This window comes from Shewanella sp. NIFS-20-20 (assembly GCF_019209865.1).
Lineage (GTDB): Bacteria > Pseudomonadota > Gammaproteobacteria > Enterobacterales > Shewanellaceae > Shewanella.
The window spans coordinates 16,165-33,560 of record NZ_JAHUTT010000031.1; the positions used below are offsets into that span (position 1 = coordinate 16,165).

Genomic DNA, 17,396 nt, shown 5'->3' on the forward strand with positions numbered 1-17,396 from the left:
ATGGCTGACTTGGATGCAATGAATGAACTTCACTGGTTAATCGATATGGTGCAAACCATTGAGGTGGGACTGGTGGTGCTTGATAGAGACTACAACATTCAGTTGTGGAATGGGTTTATGGAAAACCACAGCGGCATATCCCCGAATGATATTAAAGGCGACAACCTGTTTAAACGCTTTCCAGACTTACCTGCCGATTGGCTAAAACAGAAGATGGAAACCGTTTTTACTCTAAAAAATCAAGCATTTATAAGTTATGAGCAACGCCCGTACGTGTTTCAATTTAGTAATTATCATCCGATCACCGGTCAAAGCCGCTACATGTATCAAAACTTAACCCTGTTACCGCTGACCTCGCTCACGGGGAAGGTTAGCCATATCAGTATTATCGTCTACGATGTCACCAGTATGGCGATGACTAAGCGTCAGCTCATTAAAGCCAAGAGCAGCATAGATCAGTTGCAGTCCGCGGACGAGCTGACCGGAATGATGAATCGACGTCATTGGTTACAAGCGCTTGAGCAAGAATTTAAACGCTGTCAGCGTTATCAAAGTAACGCATGTTTGGTGCTGTTTAATCTCGATAATTTTGCCCAAATCAACCATGATGTTGGCTTTGATTGTGGCGATAAGATTTTAGCTTCGGTCGCGCACAAATTAAGCCTAAGTGTGAGGGACACCGATTGCCTCGGCCGCTATGATGGCAATACATTTGCAGTGATCTTACCTAATACACCGCAAGATCAAGCCGAGGTGTTCTGTAAACGCTTTTTGCAAAAACTGGCCACCCATCCATTCAAACTCGATGGCCATTCAATCTTACTCACTAGCAGCGCTGCGGTGGTAGAATTTGGACCGGACTATGATTTGGCGCAGCACTGGTTATTGAAGGCTGAACAGCAGTTAAAACTAGCCAAGAGCAATGGGGGTAATGTTTGCCACAGCGCAGAGTCATGACCCTTAGTCGCCTAAACTGCTGCGGCTAAAACCATAGACTAAGGCCACACATTCTTGCCATGTGCTGGTTTGATTAAGCAGCAACTCTAATTGGTAGTGGCGGTAGCTGTTGGCTGGCTTTTGATATTTCACTGACTGTCGAGCTGCCGCTTGTTGCTTGGATAGCGGATGACCGTCATGGGTTTGAATATCCAGTAGCGGGACAGTTAACGCCATCATTTTCTCGACCAAGCGCTCATTGGCATCTGGCCATGGACTGTAAGGATTGATCACTACGAGCATGTCTGGGGTTGGTAGGCGTTGCTCGCTAAGCATGTTGATCACTATCGCGGCCGTATGATCCATGGCCAATAAAATCCGTTTACCTGGATACTGGCTCCCGATGGCGTCGAGCTGAGTTAATGTCTCGCTTAAATGTTGCTCGCGAGCCGCCATCGCCTCAGTCCACTGCGGCTCGCTCCAGCTCGGACTGGCATGGTTGGGCGCTAAGCTTAATTGGCTTTGGCCGGCTTGGGTGATAGCATCGCCACTGGTGGTGTGCGCCTGCATGGGCAAACTATCGAGCGCTTTGACATTAATGCTGGCCCAGCCGTGGTGGCTGATGGCCTTGCGCAGATGGTTTATTAGCCCAGGATTGTCGGCTTTGGTGCCTGGTGACGCTAACAAAATAATGGCGCCCCGCTGATCTTTGCCTTGCCAAGGGCGGACCAATACGGCTTTGGGTGCTCCCTCAACCTCGATGGATTTCACTTCTTCGGCCGTCAAATAATCATAGGCCGGCAGGCAGGTGGGAGAGAAGCTAGACAAGAGCAGCAGTGCGGCGAAACGCCTTAACGGTAAAGTGAGTGTCGACATCATCCCTGTCATGTAACTAACGCCCTATATCGCCAATAAAATCATACGCTGAAGTATAGAAGTTAGCCGCATAATACAACAGCCCCGCTGGCGGGGCTGGTGTCGTTAAGCTTAAGCGTGGCTGACTAATACCAATCGAATCGCGTCTAACTTTAACGGGCAATCATTGAGATATTGCGCCAATTCAGTCATTTGATTGTCGATATGCTGCAACTCTTCATCACGAATATTGGGGTTGACCGCTTTTAAGGTTTTTAAGCGGGCAAGTTCGTGTCCCAGTTGTTCATTCATGGTGTTGCGGGCGGTGATCAGCAGTTGATCTAGTTGCTGTTGCGCCACTTCTTCTGCCTTGGCAAATAATGGATGCAACAGGGTTTGCGAGGCACTGACCAACTTACCTCCGATATGGCGATTAACCGCACTTAATTGGCGATCAAAGCTATCATAGTCGACGTTAGCGCTAAGATTGTTGCCATTCTTATCCAACAACACCCGGATAGGGGTAGGCGGCAAATAGCGATACACTTGGCTGGCTTTAGGGGCACTGGCTTCGGCTAAATAAATTAACTCAAGGAAAATCGTACCCGCTGGCAAGGCTTTATTTTTTAAGACCGCCACACTGGTGGAACCTGTATCTGAGCCGGTAATTAAATCTAACGCCGTTTGCACTAAAGGGTGCTCTTGGGTGATAAGCGCAATATCGTCACGGGATAACGCGGTGTCGCGATCAAAGGTCACCGTAATGCCATCTTCCGGTAAGCCGGGATACGTTGGGAACATCATGTGCTCGGTTGGCTTAAGGATAATGGTGTTTTCCCCTTTATCCTCTTGATCAACGCCGATGATATCCCACAAACGGATCACAGCCGCGATGAGACTGGTGTTGTTATCGAGTTCGGTTAAGCGCTTCACTAACGCACTGGCCTTGTGACCGCCATGAGAGTTTATCTCTAACAGCTTGTCACGGCCTTGCTCCATGGCGTGCTTGAGGCTCTGATAGCGCGCTTGGGTGTCAGTGATAATGCTATCAATCGTGTCTTGATCGCAGGCAATCAAGGCATCCAATAAGGCCTCACCAAATTCGCTATAAAGCAAGTGGCCGGTAGGACAGGTCAGTTCAAAGGCATTTAATCCTGCCTGATACCAGTGCATTAACTGCTCTTGCGCGGTGTCTTGCAAGTAGGGCAGGTGAATTTCAACGTCATTTTGCTGACCAATTCGATCGAGACGACCAATACGCTGCTCTAATAAATCAGGGTTGAGTGGTAAATCGAACAGTACCAAGTGGCTAGCAAACTGGAAGTTGCGGCCTTCTGAACCAATTTCAGAGCAAATCAGCGCTTGCGCTCCACCGTCTTCTTGGGCGAAGAAGGCACCGGCCTTGTCACGCTCAATGATCGACATGCCTTCATGGAATACGGTCGCCAAAATCCCTTCGCGAGTGCGCAAGGCTTCTTCTAATGCTAATGCGGTTTCGGCTTGGCTGGCGATGATCAGCACCTTTTTACTGCGATGGCTCTTCAAGAAGTCAATTAACCAATCGACCCGTGGATCAAATTTCCACCATGAAGCGTTGTTATCATCGAAGGCTTGGTAAAGTTTTTCCGGGCTCAATACTTGGGCGATTTTTTGTGCTTGGCTCTTATAACCGCCCATCATGGCGTTAACGCGAGCGGCCGTGGCGTATTGTTCTGGCATTTGCTGTGGGTGAGCATGGAAAATACGTTGCGGGAAGCCTTTCACCGACGCACGACTGTTACGGTACAACACGCGGCCAGTACCGTGACGGTCGAGTAACTCTTGGAGCAGGGCGTCGCGGGCAGCACGACTCGCGTCGCTCGCGTCATTGACCGCTTGCAAGTGGGCGTCGACCTCAGAACCGGCTAAAATCTCGGTCAGCTGGCTGATTTGCGCTAGGCTTAATGGCTCGTTGGTAACTAATGAGGCCGCGGCATCGGCCACGTCTTTGTAATGCACTTCTTCTTGTAAGAAGGTGTCGTAGTCATAGAAACGATCGGGATCGAGTAAACGTAACCTAGCAAAATGACTCTGATGGCCTAATTGATCTGGGGTAGCCGTCAGCAATAACACCCCAGGAACCACTTCCGACAACGCTTCGACAATGCGATAGGCGCGGCTTGGCTCATCTTCAGACCATTCAAGGTGGTGCGCTTCATCAACCACCAACAGATCCCAGTCGGCATCCAAGGCTTGATCTAAGCGGCGCTTCTTGCGCAATAATTCCAACGAGCAAATGACCAGCTGCTCGGTATAAAAAGGGTTGTCATGGTCGGCATAGGCTTCGACGCAGCGATCTTCATCGAACACTGAGAAGCGCAAATTAAATCGGCGCAGCATTTCAACTAACCACTGATGGCGTAAAGTATCGGGCACCAGCACTAAGATCCGCTCTGCTCGACCTGTCATTAACTGTTGGTGAATGATCAAGCCCGCTTCAATGGTTTTACCTAAGCCGACTTCATCAGCCAGCAAAACCCGCGGGGCATGCCGACGTCCCACTTCATGAGCAATCCACATTTGGTGAGGAATTAAGCCCACCCGCGGCCCTTGGAGACCGAGCATATCTGAACTGGCTAATTGGTGACGTAGCAGTTGGCTTTTATAGCGCATACCAAAACGATCGAGACGATCAATTTGACCGGCAAACAAGCGATCTTGGGGCTTATTGAAGCGAATGTTGTGATTAAGCAGGGTTTCTCTGAGAGTGGTGACTTCACCGGTATCGGTGCGAGGGCCAGTGTAGTAAATGAGTGCATCGCGTTCTTCAACGTCAGCTACCGTCAGGCTCCAGCCTTCGTGGCTTTCGGCGTTGTCCCCCGGGTTGAAAATCACCCGAGTCAGTGGTGCATCGTTACGGGCGAACATGCGATTTTCAGCCGTGGCAGGAAACATCAAGGTCACCATGCGGGCTTCAACTTGTACCACAGTTCCTAAACCAAGTTCTGATTCAGTATCACTTATCCAGCGCTGACCTAAGGCAAACGGCATCTTTTACTCTCATTTGGGGCTAGTCACAAAGGGCGCGAATCTTACACCAATCGGGGGGACTTTAAAACCGCTGGCTTCAGCATAAGACCTCAGCAGTTAAATCTCAAATGTTAACGCCTGTAACCTCGTTACGGCTTGTCATACTTTGGTCACATTTACAGGGTGTGATAGCAGACAAGCCATTAATAAAGGTTTCACAAAACGGTTGAGATTTATGATCGCAGGTGTAGTATTAACAATGACGTAACATTTAAGTGGAGGAATACAAGGTTGTAATTCAGGACGGCACCTTAGGAAAGCAAATTGGAGGCTCCATGGATAATGACAACAGAAAACTATTTGTATTAGATACCAATGTGCTGCTACATGAGCCCTTGGCGATATACTCCTTTAAAGAGCATGATGTCATCGTACCCATGACAGTGCTTGAAGAATTAGATCAGATCAAAGATAGAAAGCGCGACGTCAGCCGCGACGCACGAGTAGCCATTAGAGCCTTAGAAGACATTCTCGGTGGCTCCATCACACCAGAAGACATTATTAAAGGGGTACGCTTACCGCATCGCGAGGGCCATGAAGATGCCGTCGGCACCTTAGGCATTTTCCCTGACCATCAAATCGAGTTTACCATCGGCGCCTTACCCGGCGACAACAACGACAATCGCATTATCAACACCGCATTGCATTTACAGCGTCAATTTCAGCCTCGCCAAGTGGTACTAGTAACCAAAGACATTAATATGCGCTTAAAAGCCAAAGGGGCCGGCATTGAGCGCGTCGAAGATTACCGTACCGATCAACTTATCGATGACATCCGCTTTTTAACCAAAGGTTTTCATCAATTTGATGGCGGTTTTTGGCAGCATCTAGATAAAGTCAGTACCGAGCGCCATGGCCGCAATACCGAACACCTCATTCCTCATACGGCCTTCGCGACCGACGGCTTATACATCAATGAGTATTTATTGGATGAAGACTCCGACTTTTGTGGCCGGGTTATCTCGTCCGATGACACCAATTTGGTGGTGCGCGATCTTGGCCGTAATCGTTTGCTCAATCAGGATGCATGGGGGGTTAAACCTAAAAATATCTACCAAGGCATGGCGTTACATGCCTTGCTCGACCCTGATATTGATTTAGTGATCCTTACCGGCCCCGCCGGTTGTGGTAAAACCTTATTGGCCATGGCGGCGGCGCTAGAGTTAGTGGTTGAGCGCAATAAGTATGAAAAAGTGATCGTGACCCGAAACACCCCCGAAATTGCCGAATCCATTGGCTTTTTACCCGGTACCGAGGAGGAAAAAATGATGCCGTGGTTGGCGGCCATTACCGACACCTTGGAAGTACTGCACAAGAATGACGTTAACCCTAATGGCAGCATGAACTACATTATGGAAAAGGCGAACATTCAGTTTAAGTCGATTAACTTTATGCGGGGGCGCTCGATCCAAAACTCGGTGGTCCTGTTAGATGAGTGTCAAAACCTCACGGCCTCGCAAATTAAAACCATGATCACCCGCATGGGCGAAGGCACCAAATTAATTTGTTGCGGTAACTTATCGCAGATAGATTCGAACTACTTAACTGCGGTGACCTCAGGGCTAACCTACATTGTTGAACGCTTTAAAGACTTTGAGGGCAGCGCCAATATTTATCTCAATGGCGTGGTACGTTCACGTTTAGCTGAATACGCTGAAGAACACTTGTAGCTCATGTCTGCTGGGTGGCGATAACGGCCAGCGAGTTTGATTGATTAAGTTGCAGCTAGAGAAAATGCCGATCTTATCGGCATTTTTGTTGTTATTGGCGTTCAGAGGCAGTGTTTGCTTTGGTATGCTTGTATCTTCCTGATATTATAATTAATCACCGCAAGAGCCTGAGTAACCAAGACAATGAAGCCAAGCGAACCTGAATACCAACTCAAATCGGCCATTCAGAAAAATTATAACTGGGCAGTATTTTATACTTATATCAGTGTGATTTTATTGTCCGGATTTGCCGCTTGGTTAGCCTTTGATGGTGAAAAGCTCAAGTTGATGAACCTGCGCCAAGAGCAAATTGAGCGTCATGTTTCCCAAATTGACATGCTGCTGGAATCGAGTATTCGAGCGGTGACCAGCCTTAAAGATGTGGCCGAAGATCATTTAGAACTCGGCAATGCCACCCGATTTAGTAAACTCCCGCGAGAAGAGAAATTCGCTAAGCAAGGTGATTTTTTTACCTTGTCACCTAACTATGCCACCAATGGTAAACCTTATATCAATATGGGGCGAATTTCTGGGGCTGGCTCCTTGCAAGGCCGTGATGCTGAGTTCTATCAAGAGCTGGAAATGCTGTTTGAGTTGTCGCTATCATTTCCTGTCGCAAAAGAAGCCGTGCCCAAGGCCTCGGCGATTTATTACTTATCTAAGCGTCATCTGATGTCTTATTACCCTTGGCCACAACACGAGCAAGGGTTTGCAGTGGGCTTACTCAAGCGCAGTCAGTTTTTACTGGCCACACCGGAAATGAACCCGCAGCGCAGTGTCTATTGGTCGGAAGCCTATTCTGATCCTGCCAGTAAAGGACTGCTAACTACGTTAGGGATCCCGGTTTATCAAGAGGACGAATTTATTGGTGCTATTAACCTTGATATGACGCTCGCGTCCTTGGTCAAGCAAATGCGCGCCTATTTTAAGATGCCGGGCACGGTGATCTTGCTCGATCAGCAGAACAATATTTTATCTCACAGCGACTTTAAAGAGAGCGATAACAGCCGTGTTTACCATATTAGCCAGCGGATCCCCTCAGAGCTGCATTCATTGCCTGAAGCTGAGCTATTAAATCCTGGCCGCGGCCAGGTGAAAAATGGCTATTACATTCAGGCAATGCCATTGCAAAATGCCCCTTGGCGTCTGTTGTACCTGCAGGATGTTAATGAGCTCTATGAAGAGTCGTGGAGCAAACTTAAAAATACCTTTTTGATCGTGGTCATGGCCTTGTCATTGCTGGTGACCGTGGTGCATTGGCTGACGCGCCGTTCGTTCGTTAATCCGGCCTCAAAGTTATTGTCTCACCTCGAAGGCTGCTCGATTTCACCGCGCAAGCCCCCGCAGGAAATCAGCTCTGGTTGGGAGCCGTGGTTTCAGTTGGTCAGTCGAATTTTTGAAGAAAACCAGCAATACACCGCGCATTTGTCGGAGCAAAATAAACGGCTCGACAACTTAGTGGCTCGGCGCACCGAGCGCCTTAAGGAAACCACGGAACGGCGCGAGCGCGAATATGCGTTACTGCGATCGTTACTCGACTCTATCCCCGAGGCGATTGTCTTTAAAGACAAAGAAGGCCAGTACCTCGGTTGCAACAAGGCTGCCGAGCGTATGCTGGGCTTTACTGAAAGCGAAATGTTGGGGATGTCGGCCGAAGAAATCACCTCGCCAGATCAGGGCGCTCGCATTCGTTCTGAAGATCTGCAAGTGCTGCGCGATCGCACCTCATTACGCTATCAAGAAAAAGCCGTGCTGGCGGGTAAATCTGTGCTGTTAGATACCTTGAAACTGCCGTTCTATAATCGCCGTGGCGAGTTGCTGGGCTTGATCGCCGTGTGGCGCGATGTCACCCGCGAATACGAATCTGCCGAGCAATTACGCTTATCGGAAGAACGTTATCATCTAGCCATGGATGCGGTAGAAGATGGCTTATGGGATTGGTATTTAGATTCTGAGCAAATTATCTGTAACCCTTCTTATTATTCAATGCTGGGCTATCGCAATAATGAATTCCCGGCGCTGCTCAGCACCATAGATAACTTGATCCACCCAGATGATCGGCTGCGGGTTGAGCAATATCGAGAGCAATACCTAGTTAATCCCGTTGGTGCTTATGAAATCGAATTTCGTATGCGCGCCAAGAATGGCGAATACCACTGGATGTTATCGCGTGGGCGGATGGTTGAGTTTTCCCCCGATAGACAACCGAAGCGGATGGTGGGGACTCATAAGGATATTACCCGTCAAAAAATCAACGAGGTGGCCTTGCTTGAGGCCAAACAAGACGCCGAACTGGCTAACCTATATAAGAGTGAGTTCTTGGCCAATATGAGCCATGAGATCCGCACTCCCATGAATGCCATCATTGGCATGTTACAACTGGCTAGCCGCACCAGCTTAACCGTGCAACAAGAAGATTATCTCGATAAGGCCAGTTTTTCGGCGCAATCCTTGCTGCGCATTATCAACGATATTTTAGATTTCTCTAAGATAGAGGCCGGTAAACTCGAGTTAGAGCGGGTGCCATTCCCGCTAGATAAAGTATTAGATCATGCCCTCGATCTGAATGCATGGAAGGCGCAAGAAAAGGGCGTTGAACTGCTGCTATACGCCCCAGTGACTTCGGGGTTAGTGTTAAAAGGCGACCCGTTACGCCTCGGGCAAGTGTTGATTAATCTGCTATCCAATGCGGTTAAGTTCACCCCTTACGGTGAAATTGAGCTGGGTTGTGAAGATGTTGGCGATCGCGATAGCCGCATTTCACTCAAGTTTTGGGTGCGAGACACCGGCATAGGGATCAGCCAAGAGCAACAAGATAAACTATTTGATGCCTTCTCGCAGGCCGATGGCTCCACCACTCGTAAGTACGGTGGCACCGGTCTAGGTTTGTCCATCAGTAAGCACTTAGTGTCCATGATGGGTGGCACGTTAAGCGTGGAAAGTGAACCCGGCAGTGGCAGTATCTTTTCTTTCACCTTGAGTTTTGAAATTGCCGAAGAATTAAAGCCAGCGGCGTTAACTGTGCCTAAGCCATTACAGAAGTTACGTACCTTAGTGGTTGACGATAACCCCAGCGCCTTGCAGATTTACGCCACCGAATTGCGGGAGCTGAATTTCGATGTTGCCACTGCCGCCTGCGGTAGCGAGGCGCTCTATAAGCTTGAACATCATCCGGTCGATTTAATCTTGCTCGATTGGATGATGCCAGAACTCGATGGCTTGCAAGTGGTGCAAGCCATTGATGAAATGGTGACTGATGGCAGTCTCGCGCTGCGACCGGTGATCATCATGATGACGGCCCATAATACCGACCAATTCCCGGCATTATTAGAAGATGAACGTATTCACGCGGTCTTGCATAAGCCGTTTAAAGCCTCGACCTTGTTCGATGTCATCATGAAGGCGTTCGAGCAATCGAAACCGGTCAAAGAAGCGGCCGCCACGGCGACGACGGTTGCGGTCACTGAAGACACAAAACCTGCGCAGATCTTATTGGTCGAAGATAACTTGATTAACCAACAGGTGGCCAGTGAGCTGCTCAAGAGCGCGGGCTACCAAGTCGATGTGGCTGATAATGGTGAAATCGCCTTAGCGATGATCATGCCGGGCAAATACGATGTGGTATTGATGGATATTCAAATGCCAGTGATGGATGGCTTAACGGCTACCCATGAACTTCGTAAAATTTATTCCAGCCAAGAATTGCCGATTATTGCCATGACAGCCCATGCCATGAGTGGCGATAAGGACAAGAGTCTGGCCGCTGGGATGAACGCACATATTACCAAACCTATTGTGCTAACCGAACTGTTCGAGACCATAGAGTATTGGTTGTCTCAAAAAAGCGCATAACAGCAGTAATGCGAGCAGAGCGGCGCTAGCCATTGGCACGGCAATGATCATTGGGTATCACTTGCCTTTAAGCCCGACTCTAGGATAGGGTTAACCGATAAAAACAAAGCGGCGCAGGCCGTTTTGTTGCCACTGGCGCCCCATCCAAGGAGTTGGAATGAAGCTTAGCCTTACCCCCTTAATGAGTGCACTCTTATTGAGTGTGCCAACCATGGCCCCCCTCGCGGAGGCCTTCAGTCAAGAGCGTTCCTCAACGGCATTTTTAGGGCTTGATTATCAGGCCGATGGCCAGTTATTACTGCAACTGGATGCGGATGCCATTGCCTTTAATCAGCCCTTTATCTTATTGACTGCCTTGCCCCATGGGGTGGGTTCTAATGATATCGGCCTCGATCGTGGTCAATTGGGTTGGACCCGCTTAGTGCAATTTGAGCGCCATGGCGATTTTTTGCGACTGGTGCAATTGAATACTCGCTACCGCGCCGACAGTGACAATGCCGCTGAACAGCGCGCGGTCGAGGAAGCCTTTGCTCAGTCAGTACTGTGGCAAGGCCGTATCAGTGGCACCCCAGCCACAGTCGATATCAGCTCGTTAGTGCTGGCGGATTTACACGGTGTCAGTGCTCGGCTTGCCGCAACCAATCAAGGGCAATATCAACTGGATGTGGGGCGTTCATTGATCTTACCCACCGGCGTAAAAGCCTTTGAGCGCAATGCCGATGTCGACGTATCGCTGACCTTCAGTGCGGCGGTGGCTGGCCCGGAAGTGGCGCAAGTCGCCCCCGATGGCCAGAGCCTGACCGTGCGTATGCGCTACTCTTTTATCCAGTTACCTGACGACGGTTATCGTAGCCGCGAATACGACCCCATGAGTGGCTATTTGTCTGACAGTTATTACGATTACGCCAGCGCCATTACCTCGCCACTGGAGCAGCATAGGTTGCTGCGTCATCGCCTCGAGAAAATTACCCCAGGCCCTGCGCCCTCAAAAGTGGTAAAGCCCATTGTCTATTATCTTGACCCCGGGGTGCCAGAGCCAATGCGTACCGCCTTGCTCGATGGCGCATCATGGTGGCAGACGGCCTTTGACAAGGCTGGCTTTATTAACGGCTTTCAAGTGAAAATGTTGCCTGAAGATGCGGATCCCCAAGATGTGCGTTATAACGTGATCCAATGGGTGCATCGAGCCACCCGTGGTTGGTCCTATGGCGCAGCCATTACCGATCCGCGTACGGGCGAAATCATCAAGGGGCATGTCACCTTAGGCAGTTTGCGGGTGCGACAAGATCATTTAATTGCCCGCGGACTCACTGCCGGTTGGCCAGATAGAGACGAAGCCGCCAGTGCTGCGCTGAGCTTATCCTTGGCCCGCCTCAAGCAACTATCGGCCCATGAAGTGGGTCATACCTTAGGCTTAGATCATAACTTCGCCGCCTCCAGTAACTCCAATGCCTCCGTGATGGACTACCCGCATCCCCGCATTGAACTTAACGGCGAGCGCATTGACATTAGCCACGCCTACACCGATGCACTAGGGCGCTGGGATGATTACGTCATTGCCTATGGCTATGGGGAGGTTGGCCCCAATAACGCCAAACATTTACAGCAATTGCAGCAACAGGCCATCAATCAAGGATTAAGATACATAGGAGAAGCGGACTCGCGCGCGCCCAGTGCCAGTCATGCCTATGCCAGCCTGTGGGATAATGGTGCCGATCCGGTTGCCGAGCTTGAACGGCTTCAACAAGTTCGCGCGCAAGCCCTTGCTCAATTCAATCCCGATGCCATATTAGCCGACGAGCCGCAAGGGGAGTTAGCCGATGCCTTAGTGCCGATTTACTTACTCAGTCGCTATCAAATTAGCGCCGCGGCCAAGTTTATTGGTGGCACAGATTACACTTATCAAAGTGGCCAGCAACGTTGGGATTTTGTGGCGCCAGAGCAGCAGAAGCAGGCCTTAGACGTGCTGTTGCAAACATTAAGTCCCGCCGCACTGCGTGTGGATGATGACTTGATGCGCACCTTAGTCCCCAAGGCCGGTAATTATCAGATCAGTCGTGAAAGTTTTGGTTCGAGTCTTGGGGTGATGAGCGATCCGTTAGCCATGGCCGAAGCCTTGAGCCGACATACCATTAGCGCCATATTGCAGCCGCAACGCTTGAATCGCGTATACCAAGCGGCCATGACCGATCCTGAGCAGCTCACCTTAAGCTCACTATTGGCTGCCTTGCAACAAGCAACCTTAGAGCAGGATAGCGCTGGCCGTGATAATAAGGCCATCATGCAACGGGTGAATGCCGTGATGGTCGAGGAAGTGTTGGCTGCCTATCACCACGCCGACACCAGCAGTGAAGTGCGAGCCTTGCTGTTAATGGAGCTGCGTAATATTGAGCAAAAACTCCAGCGCCTAGCTAAGCGCAGCAGCGATGAAGACGCGGCCCATTATCAATGGTTGTTATTAGGTGTGAGTCAGGGGATTAGCGACCCCACTTTGCGGCTGTTCCCCGTGCCGGCAGCGCTGCCACCGGGGTCCCCGATTTAGGCGCGCCTCGGTGTTTGGCTTGCCCCGCACGCGGGGCAAGCCGTTAGCGCTCGGCGTTTAATGAGTTTGTCAACGGATTACTAGGCGAGCTAACGCCTAAGCGCTGGGCTAAAAAGTAGCAGCCTATTCCCATCAACAGATTGCAGATCGGCAAGGCCGCCAACAATCCGGCCACCCCAAAAAGCTCAGCGCCTAGCCAGGCCATGGGTAACATCAACAGAAATAATCGACAAAGGTTAATCACCAAAGAGGCCATCGGCTTGTGATAGGCATTTAAACTGGTGGCCACAATAATCACGACCCCTAACGGCCCGTAGGCCAGTGGCAATAACACGATATACAGGTGTAGCCACTCAATCACTCGAGCATCGGTCGAAAACAGGTGTGCGATCGGATCGGCTAACAAGGCGATGGGCAGGTACAGCAAGGTCTGAAACACCAGCACAAACTTAAGCGCCAGCATTAACGCCTGATGGGCGCGTGCCGGCTGGTTGGCACCAAGATTTTGGGCAATAAACGGTACTAAGCTTGACGAGAGCGCCATCACCCCCAGCAATAAAATCGATTCTAAGCGAGTCCCAGCTCCAAACGCTGCCACGGCATTCATGTCCATCCGAGCTAGAATGGCCATCATTAATGCATTAAACATGGGATTAATTAGATTAGTCAGGGTCGCTGGCCGCGCGATATGCGCTAACAACTGCCAGTTGTACTTAAGGCGCACAATGCAACATCCACCCCAGGTGACTAACTTGCGTTTAAACAGCAGTAAATACCCTGACCATGACAGCGCCAACACCCAAGAGATCAATGAAGCAATGGCTGCCCCTTGAATCGCTAAACGTGGGAAAGGACCTAGGCCAAAAATGAGTAGCGGATCGAGCACCAAATTGATTAACGCCGCCAGCGCCATGATTTTAGCGGGCGAGCGAGTGTCACCAGTTGCCCGCAATCCTTGGTTACCCACCATGAGTAATACTAACAGTGGCGAACCGAGATACCAGACCAACATATATTGATGGATCAGCGCTAACGCAGCGGGGGTGGCCCCTAACAGGGTAAATAACGGAGTAATAAACACATAGCCCAATAGGGCGAGGAGCGCGGTTAAGCTAAAGGTCAGCAGCAAAGCGTCGCCGAGGAACAGCTTGGCTTTTGAGGCATTGCCCGAGCCAATCAAGCGCCCAAGTTGAGTCGCGACCCCAGCGCCAATACCGATGGCAATACTGGCAACCACTAACGTCATGGGAAAGGTAAAGCTGATGGCCGCCAACGGCAGCGTGCCTAACTGACTAATAAAAAAGGTATCGACTAGGTTGAAGCCCAGCACAGTTAGCATGCCTAATAGATTAGGAAGGCTCATGTTCAGCAGTACACGACTGATGGGTGCCGTTAGCAACCCGTGTCTGTCTCTCATTCAATACTATCTATCGGCTTAAGGAAGGGTCATATTAGCAGGAAAGATCAGGTGAGCCAAAGCCGCAACCCCTAATCAATGAGCCGATAGCGGGCCAATATCACCAGGCTGCTATGGTCCGCACCGCGCAAGGCCTGAGCTTGAGGGTGAGTGACTCTCGCGAACAAAGGCATTGATAAAATTCTTAAAAAAAATCCATCTTCACACTTGAATCTTGGCTAGACGTCCCCATTAAGTACACATCAGATGAGGTACAAACGGGATTTGTATCCATCAATAATCACCCCCAACCTATTTTGGGCAAAAAAATCATTAGGAGAGTCCATAGATGAATATTCGTCCATTACATGATCGCGTTATCGTTAAGCGCTTAGAAGTTGAATCGACTTCTGCTGGTGGTATTGTGCTGACCGGCAGCGCTGCTGAGAAGTCAACTCGCGGTGAGGTTCTGGCTGTGGGCAATGGCCGCATCCTCGAAAACGGTACTATTCGTCCTTTGGATGTGAAAGTTGGCGACACCGTCATCTTCAATGAAGGTTATGGCGTTAAGAAAGAAAAGATCGATGGCGAAGAAGTGCTGATCTTATCTGAAGCTGACGTGATGGCTATCGTTGAATAACCACTCGACATTTCCACTGAATATTAAAAATTAAGGATTATCAAGATGGCAGCTAAAGAAGTTAAATTTGGTAATGACGCCCGCGTAAAAATGTTAGCCGGCGTTAACGTATTAGCTAACGCAGTTAAAGTCACCTTAGGACCCAAAGGTCGTAACGTGGTATTAGACAAGAGCTTCGGCTCACCACTGATCACCAAAGACGGTGTCTCTGTTGCCAAAGAAATCGAACTGGAAGACAAGTTCGAAAACATGGGCGCACAAATGGTGAAAGAAGTTGCTTCTAAAGCCAACGATGCGGCTGGCGACGGTACCACCACGGCAACCGTATTGGCACAAGCTATTGTCACTGAAGGCTTAAAAGCCGTGGCTGCGGGTATGAACCCAATGGATCTGAAGCGCGGTATCGATAAAGCCGTGATTGCTGCGGTTGCTGAGCTGAAAAACTTATCACAAGAATGTGCCGACTCTAAAGCTATCGCTCAAGTAGGGACTATCTCTGCTAACTCTGACGAGTCTATCGGTCAAATCATCGCTACTGCGATGGAAAAAGTAGGTAAAGAAGGCGTTATCACCGTTGAAGAAGGCCAAGCGCTGGAAAACGAACTGGACGTCGTTGAAGGTATGCAGTTCGACCGCGGCTACCTGTCTCCTTACTTCATCAACAAGCCAGAAACTGGCAGTGTTGAATTAGATCAACCGTTCGTGCTGTTAGTCGACAAAAAAGTGTCTAACATTCGCGAATTGCTGCCGATCCTTGAAGGTCTGGCAAAAACCGGTAAGCCATTACTGATCGTTGCCGAAGACGTCGAAGGCGAAGCCTTAGCAACGCTGGTGGTGAACAACATGCGCGGTATCGTTAAAGTGGCGGCCGTTAAAGCTCCTGGTTTCGGTGACCGTCGTAAGGCCATGTTGCAAGACGTAGCGATCCTGACTGGTGGTACTGTGATTTCTGAAGAAATCGGTTTGGAACTGGAAAAAGCCACCTTAGAAGACTTAGGCACTGCTAAGCGCGTGGTGATCACCAAAGACAACACCACCATCATCGATGGTAATGGTGACCAAGAGCAGATCCAAGGCCGTGTGGTACAGATCAAGCAACAAATTGAAGAGTCAACCTCAGACTACGACAAAGAAAAACTGCAAGAGCGCATGGCGAAATTAGCTGGCGGTGTGGCAGTGATCAAAGTCGGTGCTGCGACTGAAGTTGAAATGAAAGAAAAGAAAGCTCGCGTTGAAGATGCTCTGCACGCAACTCGCGCCGCTGTTGAAGAAGGCGTGGTTGCTGGTGGTGGTGTTGCATTAATTCGCGCCGCCTCTAAGATTGGCGAGCTGGACGTGATCAACGAAGATCAAAAGCACGGTGTGGTTATCGCCCTGCGCGCCATGGAAGCCCCACTGCGTCAAATCGCGACTAACGCCGGTGAAGAAGCGTCAGTGGTAGCTAACACTGTCAAAAACGGTAACGGTAACTTCGGTTACAACGCCGGTAACGACACCTATGGTGACATGTTAGAAATGGGTATTTTGGATCCAACCAAAGTGACTCGTAGCGCATTACAGTTTGCCGCATCAATCGCCGGCCTGATGATCACCACCGAAGCTATGGTGTGTGAATTACCACAAGAAGCTGCAGCTCCAGACATGGGCGGCATGGGTGGTATGGGCGGTATGGGCGGCATGATGTAAGAATCAGCCCAAAAATACAATCCAACAAAAACAAATAGTTAGGTGGTGGTGTGACACGTTTTGTAGAACGGAATGTATCACGTTTTATATCTCGAAAAACAGTCTAATTTCTGACTGATTGAGGTCTATCTAACTTGCCCCTCAGAGGCTACTGAGTTTAACCACTTGGTAGCCTCAATCCTGCTCAAAACAAAATCCTCCCTGTATCGCATTCTAAGCTACTTTAAAACACCAAGTAGTACCATCGCATTCCTGCACCTCCAAAAGCCTCTTAAAATCGCTTACGGAGCGTTTTAGAGCCGTATTGGATTGATTTGTGAGGTGGTGTTATTAGGTTTGTTGAGAATTACCCCTTAAAACGCCCTGTATGCAGTTCTAAGCGTGGTGGGTGTGTGGTGTGGACTTCTAGCCCGTCTTAGTGGCTCTGAACGAAGTGAAGAGACACTTGATGTTATTCCTTGATGATTACCTCAAGATTCCTTTAAGTAATCTTAAAGATATATCAAGACTCATTTAGTAGTCCAAAGGGGATTAACTTAGGGAGTATCACTTGAGGGGTTACACAAGGGGATTCATCAAGTGACTTCCAAGCGGTAATAACCACTACAGATAATCACTATCAAGACACATAACCTCAAGGGTTAACCAAGTGGTACAGCCACCACAAAGACTAACAAAACCTTGAGGTTCTTTTAGGGACGACCCTAGGGG

At 49.5% G+C, this 17,396-nt stretch carries 9 protein-coding genes; 6 read left to right on the forward strand and 3 right to left on the reverse strand.

All coding sequences use genetic code 11. From position 1 onward, the window contains the following. Entirely contained in the window at positions 1-957 is a 957-nt protein-coding gene (locus KU855_RS11125) for a diguanylate cyclase (protein ID WP_218530354.1), read from the forward strand. A gap of 3 nt (positions 958-960) precedes the next feature. On the opposite strand, the gene KU855_RS11130 is transcribed toward KU855_RS11125, so the two are convergent. After that, a complete protein-coding gene (locus KU855_RS11130; protein ID WP_218530355.1) occupies positions 961-1,824 on the reverse strand; it encodes a DUF3530 family protein in 864 nt (287 codons plus the stop codon). 99 nt (positions 1,825-1,923) lie between these two features. Then, positions 1,924-4,821: an RNA polymerase-associated protein RapA gene (rapA, locus tag KU855_RS11135; protein ID WP_218530356.1), complete on the reverse strand. Its 2,898-nt coding sequence runs from the start codon at positions 4,819-4,821 to the stop codon at positions 1,924-1,926. A 314-nt stretch (positions 4,822-5,135) separates the two neighbouring features. Between rapA and KU855_RS11140 the strand changes: the two genes are divergently transcribed. The 3 genes from KU855_RS11140 to KU855_RS11150 all read left to right on the forward strand — a co-directional run bounded on the left by KU855_RS11140 (position 5,136) and on the right by KU855_RS11150 (position 12,963). Beyond that, positions 5,136-6,530: a PhoH family protein gene (locus KU855_RS11140; protein ID WP_218530357.1), complete on the forward strand. Its 1,395-nt coding sequence runs from the start codon at positions 5,136-5,138 to the stop codon at positions 6,528-6,530. Between the two features lie 183 nt (positions 6,531-6,713). Next, a complete protein-coding gene (locus KU855_RS11145) occupies positions 6,714-10,421 on the forward strand; it encodes a response regulator (protein WP_218530358.1) in 3,708 nt (1,235 codons plus the stop codon). A 157-nt stretch (positions 10,422-10,578) separates the two neighbouring features. Continuing rightward, positions 10,579-12,963 carry a zinc-dependent metalloprotease gene (locus KU855_RS11150; protein WP_218530359.1) on the forward strand — a complete coding sequence of 795 codons (2,385 nt, stop codon included), beginning with the start codon at positions 10,579-10,581 and terminating at the stop codon, positions 12,961-12,963. Between the two features lie 43 nt (positions 12,964-13,006). Here KU855_RS11150 and KU855_RS11155 read toward each other — a convergent pair whose 3' ends face one another. Further along, complete coding sequence (locus KU855_RS11155) at positions 13,007-14,380, reverse strand: MATE family efflux transporter (protein ID WP_218530360.1); 1,374 nt, start codon at positions 14,378-14,380, stop codon at positions 13,007-13,009. A gap of 328 nt (positions 14,381-14,708) precedes the next feature. Between KU855_RS11155 and KU855_RS11160 the strand changes: the two genes are divergently transcribed. Then, positions 14,709-14,999 (forward strand): co-chaperone GroES, encoded by a 291-nt coding sequence (locus KU855_RS11160; protein WP_218530361.1) that lies wholly within the window; start codon positions 14,709-14,711, stop codon positions 14,997-14,999. Between the two features lie 45 nt (positions 15,000-15,044). Next, on the forward strand, positions 15,045-16,685 hold the full coding sequence (groL, locus tag KU855_RS11165) for a chaperonin GroEL (RefSeq protein WP_218530362.1): 1,641 nt from the start codon (positions 15,045-15,047) through the stop codon (positions 16,683-16,685). Positions 16,686-17,396 lie beyond the last annotated feature (711 nt).

Coding starts and splice junctions, on each gene's coding strand:
- KU855_RS11155 (WP_218530360.1), bottom strand. CDS start 14,380: ATGAGAGACAGACACGGGTTGCTAACGGCACCCATCAGTCGTGTACTG.
- KU855_RS11130 (WP_218530355.1), bottom strand. CDS start 1,824: ATGACAGGGATGATGTCGACACTCACTTTACCGTTAAGGCGTTTCGCC.
- KU855_RS11150 (WP_218530359.1), top strand. CDS start 10,579: ATGAAGCTTAGCCTTACCCCCTTAATGAGTGCACTCTTATTGAGTGTG.
- KU855_RS11145 (WP_218530358.1), top strand. CDS start 6,714: ATGAAGCCAAGCGAACCTGAATACCAACTCAAATCGGCCATTCAGAAA.
- KU855_RS11160 (WP_218530361.1), top strand. CDS start 14,709: ATGAATATTCGTCCATTACATGATCGCGTTATCGTTAAGCGCTTAGAA.
- KU855_RS11140 (WP_218530357.1), top strand. CDS start 5,136: ATGGATAATGACAACAGAAAACTATTTGTATTAGATACCAATGTGCTG.
- KU855_RS11125 (WP_218530354.1), top strand. CDS start 1: ATGGCTGACTTGGATGCAATGAATGAACTTCACTGGTTAATCGATATG.
- rapA (WP_218530356.1), bottom strand. CDS start 4,821: ATGCCGTTTGCCTTAGGTCAGCGCTGGATAAGTGATACTGAATCAGAA.
- groL (WP_218530362.1), top strand. CDS start 15,045: ATGGCAGCTAAAGAAGTTAAATTTGGTAATGACGCCCGCGTAAAAATG.